Raw genomic sequence first — 15,161 nt, 5'->3', positions numbered from 1 at the left:
ACCACCGGGTCTGTAAGGCTGCTGAAAGCAATGCGCTTTATATTCGGCAGCCGCAGCAGACGGATAACCGGGCCCACCCGGAGACACGCCTGATGAGCGAGCTTTTTTACAACGCCGTGCCGAACGCGACCCGCGTGGCACCGCCACTGCCCGAACCTCGGCAATACCCCAGCGAGAAACCGTCGCGGGTCTACCTGTTCGGCACGTGTGTGGTCGACCTGTTCTACCCCGAAGCCGGGATGGACGCGATCCATCTGCTGGAGCGTGAAGGGATCCGGGTCGAGTATCCGCAAGGGCAGAGTTGCTGCGGCCAACCGGCCTACACCTCGGGTTACACCGAGCAGGCGCGGACGGTAGCGCGCTCGCAACTGGCGCTGTTTGCCGGGGATTATCCGGTGGTGGTGCCATCGGGTTCCTGCGCCGGCATGCTGCGCGAGCATTACGCCGACTTGTTCAAGGACGAGCCGGAAACGTTGAAACAGGTGCAGGCTCTGGCAGCGCGCACTTATGAACTGGCCGAGTTTCTGCTGTTCGTCTGCAAGGTGCAGCTCAAGGACAGCGGAGAACCGGTGAAAGTCGCGCTGCACACCTCGTGTTCGGCACGCCGCGAAATGAACACCCACCTGCACGGCCGCGAGTTGTTGGCGCAGTTGAGCAACGTGGAGCGGGTCAATCACGACCACGAAAGCGAATGCTGTGGCTTCGGTGGGACATTCAGCGTCCGTATGCCAGATATTTCCGGCGCGATGGTGGCTGACAAGACCCGCGCGCTGAAGGAGTCCGGCGCGCACCAGGTACTGAGTGCCGACTGCGGCTGTTTGATGAACATCAACGGCGCGCTGGAGAAACAGCAGGAAGCGTTGCGCGGGCAACATCTGGCGAGCTTCCTCTGGCAGCGAACCGGAGGTGCGCAATGAGCACCTCGACGATTATTCCTACGGTCGCCGTAGAAGAAGATTTCCGCACCCGGGCACACAACGCCTTGGGTGATCAGCAGCTGCGGAACAACTTCCGCACTGCCATGGATTCACTGATGACCAAGCGGGCAGCGGCTTTCAGCGATGCCCACGAAAGAGAACACTTGCGCGCACTGGGCAATTCGATCAAGGCCCGCGCGCTGTCCAAGTTGCCCGACCTGCTCGAGCAACTGGAACAGAACCTGACCCGCAATGGTGTGACAGTGCACTGGGCGGAAACGGTGGACGAGGCCAATGGCATCGTCTTATCGATCATCCGCGCTCACGAGGCGCGGCAAGTGATCAAGGGCAAATCGATGGTCAGCGAAGAGATGGAGATGAACCATTTCCTCGAGGCTCGGGACATTGAATGTCTGGAGTCCGACATGGGGGAGTACATCGTCCAGCTCGACCACGAGAAGCCTTCACACATCATTATGCCGGCGATCCACAAGAATGCCGGTCAGGTCGCGTCCTTGTTCCACGACAAACTTGGCGTGGAATACACCAAGGACGTTGACCAACTCATTCAGATCGGTCGCAGGGTCCTGCGGCAGAAATTCTTCGAAGCCGACATCGGCGTCTCCGGCGTCAACTTCGCCGTCGCCGAAACCGGCACCCTGCTGCTGGTGGAAAACGAAGGCAACGGGCGCATGACCACCACCGTTCCCCCGGTGCACATCGCCGTCACCGGCATCGAAAAAGTCGTGGAAAACCTGCGCGACGTGGTGCCGCTGCTGTCACTGCTGACGCGCTCGGCACTGGGCATTCCGATCACCACTTACGTCAACATGATCTCCGGCCCGCGCAAGGAACACGAACTCGATGGCCCGCAGGAAGTGCATCTGGTCCTGCTCGACAACGGTCGTAGCCAAGCCTTCGCCGACAGTGAATTGCGCCAGACCCTGAACTGCATCCGCTGCGGCGCCTGCATGAATCATTGCCCGGTGTACACCCGCGTCGGCGGCCACACCTATGGCGAGGTCTACCCAGGCCCGATCGGCAAGATCATCACCCCACACATGGTCGGCCTGGCCAAGGTCCCGGATCACCCGAGCGCGTCCTCACTGTGCGGCGCCTGCGGTGAAGTCTGCCCGGTGAAGATTCCGATCCCGGCGATCCTGCGCCGTCTGCGCGAGGAAAACGTCAAAGCCCCGGACGCGCCGAATCAGGTGATGCGCGGTCAGGGCAGCAAATATTCGCGCAAGGAGCGTTTTATCTGGAACGCCTGGGCCAGACTCAACAGCTCGCCGACGCTGTACCGCTTGTTCGCTTTATTCGCCACGCGCCTGCGCGCCCTCACGCCGAGCAATGTCGGCCCGTGGACGCAAAATCACAGCGCACCAAAACCGGCCGCGCGTTCGTTGCATGACATGGCCCGCGAGCATCTGGGCAAACAGGGAGAGCGTCGATGAGCGCCAAGCAACATATCCTCGGCAAGCTGCGGAAAAGTCTGACCGGCACCACGCCAATTGCCGACAACTTCGATGTCGATCTGGTCACCCAGCCCTACACCTACAGCGCCGAGCAACGCATCCCGCAACTGCGCAAACTGATGGAGGCGGTGCACACCGAAATCCACCTGACCTCGGGCACCGAGTGGCCGGCTTTACTTGCGCAACTGCTGCGCGACCGCCAGTTGCCGAGCCTGCTGATCGCACCGACCACACCGCACGGGCAACGCGTCGCACAGCACTGGGCGAATAATCCCGAGCTGCCGGCACTGAAATCCTACGACCGGCCAATGGAAGAGTGGAAAGCCGAGCTGTTCAACGACACCCCGGCCAGCCTCACTGGCACCCTCGGTGCGATCGCCGCGACCGGCAGCCTGATCATCTGGCCCACCCGCGAGGAACCGCGCTTGATGAGCCTGGTGCCACCGGTGCATTTCGCCCTGCTCAAGGCCAGCGAAATCCGCGACAACTTCTATCAGGTGCAACAGGAATTCGAATGGGCACAAGGCATGCCGACCAATGCGCTGCTGGTCTCCGGTCCATCGAAGACTGCCGATATTGAACAGGTCCTGGCGTATGGCGCGCATGGCCCGAAAGATCTGGTCGTGCTGATTCTGGAGGATCAATGAGTCTTCCTGCCGCTTTCCTGCGTGATGCCGAGCAATTGATTCCAGCAGACCGGCGCTTCGACGACCCGCTGTCGACCTTGGCTTTCGGCACGGACGCCAGTTTCTATCGGCTGATCCCGAAACTGGTGATCCGCGTCGAGTCTGAAGATGAAGTGGTGGCGCTGCTGCAACTGGCCCAGCGCGACAAGGTGCCGGTGACCTTCCGCGCCGCCGGTACCAGCCTGTCCGGGCAGGCGATCAGCGACTCCGTGCTGATCGTGCTTGGGGACAACTGGAACGCCCGCGAGATTCGCGGCCAGGGCACGCAAATCCGCCTGCAACCGGGAGTGATCGGCGCGCAGGCCAATGCCTGGCTGGCACCGTTCGGGCGCAAGATCGGCCCGGATCCGGCGTCGATCAATGCCTGCAAGATCGGCGGCATCGTCGCCAACAACGCCAGCGGCATGTGCTGCGGCACCGCGCAAAACACCTATCACACGCTGGCCGGGATTCGCTTGGTGCTTGCCGATGGCACGCGCCTCGACAGCGAAGACCCTGCGAGCGTCGCGGCATTTCGTTCAAGCCACGGCGACCTGCTCGAAAGACTGGCGACATTAGGCCGCGAGACCCGCGCCAACGCCGAACTGGCCGCAAGAATCCGCCACAAGTACCGTCTGAAAAATACCACCGGCCTGTCGCTCAACGCCCTGGTGGATTTCGACGAACCTGTGGATATCCTGAGCCACCTGCTGGTCGGCTCCGAAGGCACGCTCGGCTTCATCAGCGCGGTGACTTACGACACCGTCATCGATCACCCGAACAAGGCCTCGGCGCTGATCGTGTTCCCCGATGTCGAAACCTGCTGCAACGCGGTCACCGTGCTGAAAAGCCAACCGGTGTCCGCGGTGGAGTTGCTCGACCGACGCAGTCTGCGCTCGGTGCAGAACAAAAAAGGCATGCCGGCTTTCGTACAGCGGCTGTCGGAAAATGCCTGCGCGCTGCTCATCGAATCCCGCGCGGCTTCGTCGACATTGCTGCAGGAACAACTGGGGCAAATCATGGCGTCCCTGCGCGATTTCCCCGTAGAGAAGCAGGTCGACTTCACCGAAGACCCGGTGGAAAACGCCCGCCTCTGGGCCATCCGCAAAGACACCTTCCCCGCCGTCGGCGCCGTGCGCAAAACCGGCACCACGGTGATCATCGAAGACGTGACCTTCCCTGTCGAACAACTGGCCATCGGCGTCAATCGCCTGATCGAGCTGTTCGACAAACATGCCTACGACGAAGCGATCCTTTTCGGACATGCACTGGAAGGCAATCTGCACTTCGTCTTCACCCAAGGCTTCAACAGCCCGGAAGAAATCGCACGCTACCAAGCGTTCATGGACGACGTCGCGCAACTGGTCGCGGTGGAATTCGGCGGTTCGCTGAAGGCCGAACACGGCACCGGACGCAACATGGCGCCGTTCGTGGAACTGGAATGGGGCAGCGACGCCTATCAACTGATGTGGCAGCTCAAACGCCTGCTCGACCCCAACGGCATTCTCAATCCGGACGTGGTGCTCAGCGAAGATCCACAGATCCACCTCAAGCACCTGAAACCGCTGCCGGCGGCAGACGAGATTGTGGATAAGTGCATAGAGTGCGGTTTCTGCGAACCGGTCTGCCCATCGAAAGGCCTGACCCTGAGCCCGCGCCAGCGCATCGTCATCTGGCGCGACATTCAGGCGAAAAAACGCGCCGGCGTCGACACCACCGAACTGGAAAAAGCCTACGACTACCAAGGCATCGACACCTGCGCCGCGACCGGCCTGTGTGCGCAACGCTGCCCTGTAGGCATCAACACTGGCGAATTGGTGAAAAAGCTCCGTGGCCGACACGCCAAGCATCAGAAAACCGCTGACTGGATCGAAGGAAATTTCGCCAAAACCCTGCAAGGCGCACGCTTCACCCTGCACGTCGCCAACGGCGCGCGGATGATGCTCGGCGCACCGCGTCTGGCGAAGTTGTCGGCGACGCTGACGCGCTTGTCCAAAGGCCAGGTGCCGTTGTGGACCAACGCCATGCCACAGCCGGAAAAAGCCATCCGCTTCAGCCCAAGCGTGGCAGACGAGCGCCCGCGCGTGGTCTATCTGGCGGCTTGCGTGTCGCGGGTCATGGGCCCGGCGGCGGGTGACAAAGAGCAGATGTCGCTGTACGACAAAACCCGTGGCCTGCTGGAAAAGGCCGGTTACCAGGTCGTCTTTCCCGACAACCAGGACAACCTCTGCTGCGGCCAGCCGTTCGCCTCCAAAGGCTACACCGAACAGGCCGAGCACAAGCGCCAGGAACTGATCAGCGCCCTGCTCCACGCCAGTCGCGGCGGCCTCGATCCGATCTATTGCGACACCAGCCCGTGTACGCTGAGGCTGGTTCAAGACATCGGCGAAACGCGACTGGATCTGTACGATCCGGTGCGCTTCATCCGTACGCATCTGCTGGATCGTCTGGACTTCACACCCCAGGAAGCACCGATTGCCGTGCACGTGACCTGCAGCACTCAGCACTTGGGCGAAAGCCAGGCGCTGATCGATCTGGCGCGCAAGTGCAGCACCACCGTGGTTATTCCCGAAGGCATACATTGCTGCGGATTTGCCGGCGACAAAGGCTTCACCACGCCGAAGCTGAACAGCCATTCGCTGCGTACGCTCAAGGACGCCGTGCAGCACTGCAGCGAGGGGATTTCCACCAGCCGCACGTGCGAAATCGGCCTGACCCAGCACGGTGGCATCGACTACCACGGGCTGGTTTATCTGGTGGATCGGGTGACACGCGCGAAGGCTGTCTGAAAAAAAATAGAACTCTTGAGCGAGACGGCAATCCACAGAACAGGCCCCGACAAATCGGGGCTTTTCCTCCATTCGGTGGCTCGCCCAGCGGTCAGCGAAGCCTGGATCCCTCAGTTCAAGGAGATACACATGAAGCGTTCTGTACTGTTAGGTCTGTTCGTTACTGCCTCGATGATGGCGTCCACTTCGTTCGCCGCAGACAAGCCTGCCGATCTGTGCGATGCCAACATCCAGACGATCAACAACGCCAAAGGGCAGTTGTCGGCGAATCCGGAATTGAGCCAGCGCGCCGAAACCAGCGTGAGCAAGGCCCAAGCGCTGAAAGCCGAAGGCAAAATCGACGACTGCGTTGCCGAAACTTCGCAAACCATCGTGGAACTGCGTAAATCGACCGGCACCAACAACTGACCCAGGCTGACGGGCCAACCTGCGGGTTGGCCTCGTCGGCAGATTGACGTACACTGTGCACGCTTGTTGCCCGATCAGATTCACCGGGCAATGAGTTCGGGGCCGTTTAGGATTCGACGCCGGTTGCGAAACTCTAGGTGCATGCCGACTTGGTAACAGAAGTCGTAAATCCACTGTTGCAACTACTTATAGTTGCCAATGACGACCAATACGGTGTTGCTCTCGCTGCTTAATTGCAGCTGACAATGCTCCTGGTACCTTCGGGTCCAGCAATCATCAGGGGATGTCTGTAAACCCGAAATGATTGTCATATAGAACAGAATCGCCGTGCAGTACGTTGTGGACGAAGCGGCTAAAACTTACACAACTCGCCCAAAGCACCCTGCCCGTCGGGTCGCTGAGGGTTAACTTAATAGACACGGCTACGCATGTAGTACCGACAGCGGAGTACTGGCGGACGGGGGTTCAAATCCCCCCGGCTCCACCAACTCGATGAAGAAGACGCCTTAGGGCGTCTTTTTTTATGGCTGGGATTTGGTTATTACTAAGCGAGGTCAGCGCTTTCGACGGTTTTGGCCTACATGGCATTTAAGGGCGATTCGCTAACGCCAACGCGCGACCTGGCGAATCAATGAGACGATGACTTCCGGCGTTCGCCTCCAATGGCTTTCGCTCTCCGACCGGCGTCCAATGGCAGCGCCTCTGATTTCAGCGCACTGGACCGACAGCACTCGGGTATACACGCCCCCCGGTTCGTCTGGCATTATGCTCTCATAGCGCCACCACTCTCGGGATGGCTGGTGACGAACTCTAGGGATAGAACATGGCAGAGCACAGCAACTTCGCCTTTTTCAAAGAACACGATCCGGTTTTTTTCCAACTCGCCAATGCGGCTGAGCGAGTATTTTCCAGCGATCCCAACACCACGCTGATCAAACTGCGTCAGTTGGGCGAAGCGCTCGCGCAAGATTTGGCAGTGAGAGCGGGCGTTGAGTTCGGCGCGACTACGTCCCAGGCTGACCTGCTGTTCCGCCTGAGCCGTGAAATTCAGCTCGACGCCAATATCCGCAACCTGTTCCATACGCTACGCGTCGAAGGCAACAAGGCCACCCACGAATTCCGCACTCATCACCGCGAGGCGTTGGACGGGCTAAGAGTCGCTCGCGCATTGGCGATCTGGTATCACCAATCATTCAGCAAGGTTGGCGGCACTTTCAAACCAGGTCCTTTTATGGTTCCTGCCGATCCGAGTGAGCCTTTGCGTGAGCTGCAGGGGCAGATCGAAAAGCTTCGCGCGGAGTTGGGCGACAGTCGCCAGCGATTGGAGAGCAACCAGCAATTAGCGGATCTGTTGGCGAAAGAAAAGCAGGCACATGCCAGCCTTGCAGGACAGATGAGTGAGGAGGCGCGCATCTACGAGCAGATCGCTCTGGAGCGTGAGACTGAGCTTTCCAAAGCGCGAGTCGATTTCGAGTCGCGGCTGAAATTAATCCAGCAGCAGCTTGAGAATAAACCGCAAGCCGCCCAGCAAGTCACTAGCAAAACTCAGCAGGCAAGCAGCCAATTTGACCTCAACGAGGATCTCACCCGTATTCTCATCGATCAGCAATTGAACGATGCCGGCTGGGAGGCTGACTCGCTTGAGCTTACTTACAGCAAGGGCGCTCGGCCCGAGAAGGGGAAGAACAAGGCCATCGCCGAATGGCCAACCAACAAGCCAAAGGAGGATGCTGACTACGTGCTGTTTGCCGGTCTTGTGCCTGTCGCCATCGTTGAAGCCAAGCGCAAGCGTGTCAACATAGCAAACCGCATCCCCCAGGCTGAGCGCTATTCGCGCCAGTTGATTATTACCAACGGCCTGCAACCTGCAGGGCAAGACGAAGGCTGGGTGGATGGCCAAGGTGGCCACTTCAATGTTCCGTTTGCCTATGCCTGCAATGGCCGCCCCTTCATCAAGCAACTCGCAGAGCTGTCCGGCATCTGGTTTCGCGACTTGCGTAGCCCGGCCAACCTGCGCCGGGCGCTGCAAGACTTCCACACACCGAGCGGACTACTCGACTTGCTCAAGCGCAGCCGTGAAGATGCTGAAGCGAATCTGCAAAAGGAAGGTTTCGCCTATCTCAAGCTGCGTAATTATCAGGAAAATGCCATCCGCGCAGTCGAGCTGGCGCTGGCCGACAATCGTCGCAACTGCCTGCTGGCCATGGCCACTGGTACAGGCAAAACGCGCACTATTATTGGTTTGATGTACCGCCTGCTTAAGGCTGAGCGCTTTCGCCGCATCCTTTTCCTGGTCGATCGCAGCGCATTGGGCGAACAGGCCATCGAAGCCTTCAATGAGGCAAAGCTGGAAAAGAACCACACGCTGGCGCAGATCTACAATGTCAAAGAACTGGGCGATATGGCTGCCGAAGCTGCAACGCGAGTCCAAGTCGCCACTGTGCAAGCCATGGTCAAACGTATCTTCCAGTCAGACACTCCACCGCCCATTGATGCCTTCGACTGCATCATTGTCGACGAGGCCCACCGCGGTTATACACTCGATCAGGAAATGACTGAAGGCGAGCTGGCAATGCGCGACTTTAACCAGTATCTGTCGCAGTATCGTCGCGTGCTCGACTACTTCGATGCGTGCCGCATCGGGCTCACCGCGACGCCAGCAAAGCACACCAGCGAAGTCTTCGGTGCTCCGATATTCACATACAGTTACCGTGAAGCCGTGGCTGACGACTGGCTGATTGATCACGAACCGCCAATCCGCTACCAGACTTTGCTGAGCCAGAACGGCATCCACTTTGCCAAGGGCGATAGCGTGAGCGTCATTGATACGAGCACAGGCGAAGTGGATGTCGCCGAGCTTGATGACGAGCTTGATTTCGAAATCGAGTCGTTCAATCGCCGCGTTATTACACCCGGCTTCGACAAGGTCATTTGTGAACAACTGGCGCAGGAACTCGATCCGTCCGGCGACGAAAAAACCATGATCTTCTGCGTTAACCAAGCCCATGCCGAGCGCGTTAAAAACCTCCTCGACGAAGCCTTCAAGGACGTACATGGAGAGGATTACAACCAAGCGGCCGTACAGATCATTACCGGGCAAAGTGACAAGGTCAAACAACTGATTCGCCAGTACAAAAACGAGCGTTACCCGAGCATTGCCATCACTGTTGACCTGTTGACCACCGGTATTGACGTGCCGCGCATCTGTCACTTGGTGTTTATGCGCCGAGTTCGCTCGCGCATCCTCTACGAACAAATGAAAGGCCGTGCGACTCGCCGCAGCGATGAAATCGGTAAGACCGTATTCAAGATCTACGACCCGGTTGACTTGTATGCAGCCCTGGAGCCGGTCGATACAATGAAGCCGTTGGTAAAAGACCCGAACATCAGCCTCGACCAACTGGTCAGCGAGCTAACCAACCCAGCCAGTCTCGACGCTCCAGGTAACCAGCCAGACAGCAGCCACGCGCACGACGTCCTCGACCAGTTGAGCCAGCGGGTCATGCGTATTCTGCGCAAGGCCAGCCATAAGGCCGAGCATAAGCCAGCCCTAAAAGCGAAGCTCGCCGAGCTGGAGAACGCTTGGGGCGTAGCCCCGGACAAACTGCATCAGCACCTGCATCAGCTCGGTCCACAGCAAGCCGCCCAGTTCATTCAGCAGCATGCCCAACTGCTCAATCAGCTCGCTACGGTTAATGCTTTGCTGGGATCGCTGAATTATCCAGTGATCTCTACCCATTCGGACGAATTGATGGTCCGCGAACAAAGCTACGGCGATTACCACAGGCCTGCCGACTATCTGGAAAGCTTCAACGACTTCATCAAGAACCAGTTGAATCAGTCGGTGGCCCTAGGCGTAGTGGTCAACCGTCCGCAAGACCTGACCCGTGAGCAATTGCGCGAGGTGCGCTTGCTGCTTGATGGTCATGGCTACAGCGAGGTAAACCTGCAAAGCGCCTGGCGCAATCAAACCAATCAGGAGATCGCTGCCAGCATCGTCGGATTCATCCGCCGCGCCGCCCTCGGCGAGGCCCTGCTACCATTCGAGCAACGCGTAACCAAGGCAATGGAAACGATTTACACCTTGCAGTCTTGGACCCAAGTCCAGCGCAAGTGGCTGGATCGCTTGGCCAAGCAGTTAGTACATGAGGTTGTAATCGACGAGAAGCAGATTGGCGAAGCGTTCCAGAATGATGGCGGCAGCACGCGGCTGGATAAAATGCTCGGCGGCAACTTGACCGTGGTGCTGGATGCCCTGAATGACAATCTGTGGGCACAGACCGGATAAGTCCGCTCACAAACGCTGGGGTTAGCCACCTACTCGTTCATGAGGGATAATGCCCGGCCACTCGACTTATCGACCGCAAACAGCTGAGAAGCTTAATGACCCTTGCCGAGCTTCACCAGATCCTTGCCTGTGGTGAGGACAGCCGCCACCAATTCAAACGTGACTTCAACAATATCGATGCCTTGGCAGCCGAGTTGGTGGCGTTCGCCAATACGTCCGGTGGCCATCTGCTGATCGGCGTAGACGATGGCGGTACTGTAAGCGGGTTGAATAGCGCCGACGTGGCACGGCTCAATCAGCTCCTATCCAATGCGGCGTCGCAGAGCGTCCGCCCGGCGATCAATCCGCTGTCCAGTAACATTCAGACCGAACATGGGCTGGTCATGGTGGTGACAGTCGAACAAGGGCTGAATAAACCGTATGTCGACAACCAGGGTCGCATCTGGGTAAAGAACGGCGCCGACAAGCGCAGGGTCACGGCGCGTGAAGAACTGCAGCGCATGTTCCAACAAAACGGGCTGGTCTGCGCCGATGCGGTACCGGTTGCCGGTAGCAGCGTGGCGGATATCGACGCCAAGGCGCTTGGCGACTACTTCCAAAGACGCTTTCGGCAAAGCCCTGAACAGACGGGTCTTGAAACCATCCGCGTACTTGAAAACCTGGGCCTCGCCAGCGGCAGTACACCCAACTTGGCTGGTCTGCTGCTCTTTTGCCAAACGCCACAACGCCTGTGCCCCGCGTTCGATATCAAGGCAGTGGCGTTCCCGGGCACGGTGTTGCATGACCGCCACTACCTCGACAGCGAAGACATCGACGGCAATCTGCAGGAACAGTACCGGCGCAGCATGGCCTTCATCAAACGCAACCTGCGACATGTGCAGCGCCAGCAGGGTTTCAATACCCTCGGCCAGTTGGAGGTGCCGGAGGAAGTATTCGAAGAACTGCTGGTCAATGCCCTGATCCACCGCGACTACTTCGTCAGCGCCTCGATCCGGATCATGATCTTCGCTGATCGCATCGAATTGATCAGCCCCGGGCACCTGCCTGACGTACTCGACACTGAGAAAATTCGATTCGGCCTGTCTAATCGTCGTAACCCGACGCTCACCTCCCATGCTGTGCACATCCTGCCCTATCGCGGTTTAGGCACAGGCATCCCGCGCGCAATCGACGCTTGGCCAATGATCACTCTTGACGATGATCGGCAAAGTAACCAATTCAGGGTGGTGATTAGCCGGACCGTTGAGGAAGGGCCTCTTTCGGGCCCAAGCGGGGACCAAGTCGGGACCAAGTCGGGGCCAAGTCGGGACCAAGTCGGGACTGAGTCCGTTGTCGACGGAGAACAAGTCGAAACTCGCCAGTCTTTGCAGCCAGAGCAGGTAGCGCTGCTAAGCAGGATGACAGGTGAGCACACTGTGCTCGAGCTGATGACCTTCGTCGGACGCAGCAACCGCAGCAAATTCCGCGAGCAGGTTTTGGCCCCACTACTGGCGCTTGGCGTGGTCGAGATGACCGTTCCAGACAAGCCCAACAGCAGCAAGCAACGCTATCGCCTGACGGCGGTGGGCCGAGCGCTAAACGCTGAAGATCGCCACTAAGACAACCGACCCCTTACAACAAAATTTATGCGCCAGCGCAATCTGGTGCTTTGCACTCTTCGCCACAGGTACCTCATGACCAACTCCGATATCGTCCAGAAACTCTGGAACCTCTGCGACGTCTTGCGCGACGATGGCATCAACTACAGCGACTACGTCACCGAGCTCGTCCTTCTGCTGTTCATCAAGATGGAATACGAACAGGTGCAGAACAACGAAAACTTCGGCCACAAGCTGCCTGAAGGCGCGCGCTGGCCAGACCTGGCTGGCAAGTCCGGCGTTAACCTGCTCGATCACTACCGGCAGATGCTGCTGGACCTTGGCAAAAACCCGGACCCGCTGATTGCTGCCATCTACGCCGACGCTCAGACTCGCCTCAAGGAACCGCGCCACCTCGAGCAGTTGATCAAGAGCCTCGACGGTATCGACTGGTTCAGCGCCCGCCAAGACGGCCTCGGCGATCTTTATGAAGGCCTGCTGGAAAAAAACGCCAGCGAGACCAAATCCGGGGCCGGTCAGTACTTCACCCCTCGGCCGCTGATCGACAGTATCATCCGCTGCATCAGGCCGCAGTCGGGCGAAACCATACAAGACCCGGCCGCCGGTACTGCGGGCTTTTTGATCGCTGCTGACGCCTATATCAAAAGTCAAACCGACGATTACTACGACCTCGACGCCAAAGCCCAGGCATTCCAGCGCAATCGCGCCTTTGTTGGCGTAGAACTGGTGCCCGGCACTCGCCGCCTGGCGCTAATGAACACACTGCTGCATGGCATGGAAGGCGACGAAGAAGGCGTGGTGCACCTGGGCAACGCCCTAGGTCAGACCGGGGCCAACTTACCCAAGGTCGACGTCATCCTCTCCAACCCACCGTTCGGCACTGCCAAGGGTGGCGGTGGCCCGACTCGTGATGATCTCACCTACCGCACCAGTAACAAGCAGTTGGCCTTTCTCCAACACATCTACCGTGGCCTCAAGCCGGGCGGCCGCGCCGCCGTGGTGCTGCCGGACAACGTGCTGTTCGAGGCCGGCGTCGGCACCGAGGTGCGTCGCGACCTGATGGAGAAGTGCAACCTGCACACCATCCTACGTCTGCCAACCGGTATCTTCTACGCTCAGGGCGTGAAGACCAACGTGCTGTTCTTCCAGAAGGGCACCGTAGAAAGCCCGCGCCAGGAGGAAGGTTGCACCAAGCGCGTTTGGATCTATGACCTGCGCAGTAATATGCCCAGCTTCGGCAAGCGCACCCCCTTTGGCCCTACTTACCTCAAGCCGTTTGAAGATGCCTATGGCGATGATCTCAACGGCGGAAGCCTTCGCGCAGAGAACGTCGAGGGTATTGGTGAAGCCAGCCGCTTCCGCAGTTTTACCCGAGATTACATCCGCAACGAACGTGGCGACTCGCTAGACATCAGTTGGCTGAAAAACGAAAGCACCCTAGATGCCGCCGATCTGCCCGCTCCGGAAGTATTAGCGGGTGAGGCCATGGCTGAACTGACCGAGGCGCTGCATGAGTTGGAAGAGCTGATGAAGGCGCTGGGGGCGGGGGATGAGGTGGTGGCACAGAAGCAGTTAATCGCGGAGGTGATGGGGTTGGCGGTGGCTCAGGAGAATGGGGATGAGTGAGTTGCCAAACGGGTGGACCAAAGCGTGCATTGGTGACTTGGCCGACCTGAACCCAAAGCAAGCATTCGATGATGAAACCGTCGCTGGTTTTGTACCTATGTCCCACGCACCCACCAGCTTTCGCGACAAACTGCGTTTCGATGAGCGTCCGTGGGGCGAGATTAAAAAGGCTTACACAAACTTTAAAGACGGAGACGTAATTTTCGCCAAGGTCACTCCCTGCTTTGAGAACGGCAAGGCGGCCTTTGTTGAAGGTTTGCCTAACGGCGTGGGTGCTGGAAGCAGCGAGTTTTTCGTGCTCCGCCCCAGCTGCGATGGGGTATCGGCTAAGTATCTGCTGGCCTTGGTCAAGAGCTACGACTTCCTACTCGGGGGGGCGGAAAACATGACAGGCGCTGTTGGTCTGCGTCGGGTGCCCAAGCAATTTGTAGAGCGTTATTTAGTGCCGGTACCGCCGGCGGCTGAACAAACCCGCATCGCCGCCAAGCTCGACGAACTGCTGGCTCAAGTCGATACCCTGAAAGCCCGTATCGACGGCATCCCCGAGCTGCTCAAACGCTTTCGTCAATCCGTGCTCGCTGCCGCAGTTTCCGGGCGGTTAACGGAGGAATGGCGCGCGAAGAACGGCGCCAAAATAGAAGTAGAAGGCTCGGCGGCGGAGACTTCAGAAGAGTTTGCATGGCCTATGGTTCGCCTCGGAGATGTAGCTTTAGACTTTTCATATGGCAGCTCTGCCAAATCTCAACGTGCCGGAGATATTCCTGTCCTTCGAATGGGGAATATCCAAGGCGGCCGTTTGGTTTGGGATGACTTGGTCTTTTCTTCCAACCCGGAGGAACTCAAGAAGTACTCTCTGCAGGTGGGGGACGTGCTATTCAACAGAACAAACAGCCCTGAGCTGGTCGGCAAAACTGCGACGTACAAGGGAGAACAACCTGCCATTTATGCGGGGTATCTGATTCGAGTCAGGTGCTCCGAGCACCTTATCTCTGACTTCCTAAACTACTGCCTGAACAGCCCTCAAGGGAAAGATTACTGTTGGCAAGTCAAAACCGATGGGGTCAGCCAGTCAAATATCAACGCAAAAAAACTGGCTGATTTCCGGTTTGGTCTGCCCTCCACTGAGGAGCAAACTGAAATAGTCCGTTGCGTCGACCAACTGTTCTCTTTCGCTGAACGGTTGGAAGCCAGAATCAGTGACGCCAGAATACGTATTGACCGCCTGACCCAAAGCATTCTCGCCAAAGCACTCAGAGGCGATCTCGTGCCGCAAGACCCGAACGACGAACCAGCCGACCTGCTGCTGGATCGCATCAAGGCCCAACGCGCCGCCGCCCCTAAAAACAAGCGCGGTCGCCGATCCACCACGGAAGACTAAGCCTGACATCAGGAAGA

The 15,161-nt window shown here is 58.5% G+C and carries 9 protein-coding genes and 1 other RNA gene; all 10 read left to right on the top strand.

All coding sequences use genetic code 11. From position 1 onward, the window contains the following. Positions 1-92: 92 nt before the first annotated feature. The 10 genes from AC4IHP_RS15850 (at position 93) to AC4IHP_RS15805 (ending at position 15,144) form a co-directional block, all read left to right on the top strand. Entirely contained in the window at positions 93-917 is an 825-nt protein-coding gene (locus AC4IHP_RS15850) for a (Fe-S)-binding protein (RefSeq protein ID WP_490832136.1), read from the top strand. Then, entirely contained in the window at positions 914-2,371 is a 1,458-nt protein-coding gene (locus AC4IHP_RS15845; protein ID WP_490832135.1) for a LutB/LldF family L-lactate oxidation iron-sulfur protein, read from the top strand. Before AC4IHP_RS15850 ends, AC4IHP_RS15845 begins: the two co-directional genes overlap by 4 nt. Next, a complete protein-coding gene (locus AC4IHP_RS15840) occupies positions 2,368-3,039 on the top strand; it encodes a LutC/YkgG family protein (protein ID WP_490832134.1) in 672 nt (223 codons plus the stop codon). Before AC4IHP_RS15845 ends, AC4IHP_RS15840 begins: the two co-directional genes overlap by 4 nt. After that, positions 3,036-5,846 carry an FAD-binding and (Fe-S)-binding domain-containing protein gene (locus AC4IHP_RS15835; protein WP_490832133.1) on the top strand — a complete coding sequence of 937 codons (2,811 nt, stop codon included), beginning with the start codon at positions 3,036-3,038 and terminating at the stop codon, positions 5,844-5,846. The genes AC4IHP_RS15840 and AC4IHP_RS15835 overlap by 4 nt, the downstream gene beginning before the upstream one ends. Positions 5,847-5,975: 129 nt before the next feature. After that, a complete protein-coding gene (locus AC4IHP_RS15830) occupies positions 5,976-6,254 on the top strand; it encodes a PA2433 domain-containing protein (RefSeq protein ID WP_076565773.1) in 279 nt (92 codons plus the stop codon). Positions 6,255-6,352: 98 nt separating this feature from the next. Beyond that, positions 6,353-6,741: a transfer-messenger RNA gene (gene ssrA, locus AC4IHP_RS15825) on the top strand. A 336-nt stretch (positions 6,742-7,077) separates the two neighbouring features. Further along, complete coding sequence (hsdR, locus tag AC4IHP_RS15820) at positions 7,078-10,542, top strand: type I restriction-modification system endonuclease (protein ID WP_490832132.1); 3,465 nt, start codon at positions 7,078-7,080, stop codon at positions 10,540-10,542. A 95-nt stretch (positions 10,543-10,637) separates the two neighbouring features. After that, positions 10,638-12,140, top strand: a complete 1,503-nt coding sequence (locus AC4IHP_RS15815; RefSeq protein ID WP_490832131.1) for an RNA/DNA-binding domain-containing protein — start codon at positions 10,638-10,640, stop codon at positions 12,138-12,140. Positions 12,141-12,215: 75 nt separating this feature from the next. Next, positions 12,216-13,766: a class I SAM-dependent DNA methyltransferase gene (locus AC4IHP_RS15810; RefSeq protein ID WP_490832130.1), complete on the top strand. Its 1,551-nt coding sequence runs from the start codon at positions 12,216-12,218 to the stop codon at positions 13,764-13,766. After that, positions 13,759-15,144 carry a restriction endonuclease subunit S gene (locus AC4IHP_RS15805; protein ID WP_107321836.1) on the top strand — a complete coding sequence of 462 codons (1,386 nt, stop codon included), beginning with the start codon at positions 13,759-13,761 and terminating at the stop codon, positions 15,142-15,144. The genes AC4IHP_RS15810 and AC4IHP_RS15805 overlap by 8 nt, the downstream gene beginning before the upstream one ends. Positions 15,145-15,161 lie beyond the last annotated feature (17 nt).

The organism is Pseudomonas sp. UF-293 (assembly GCF_058245595.1).
This window is presented reverse-complemented; position numbering and strand designations above follow the sequence as displayed.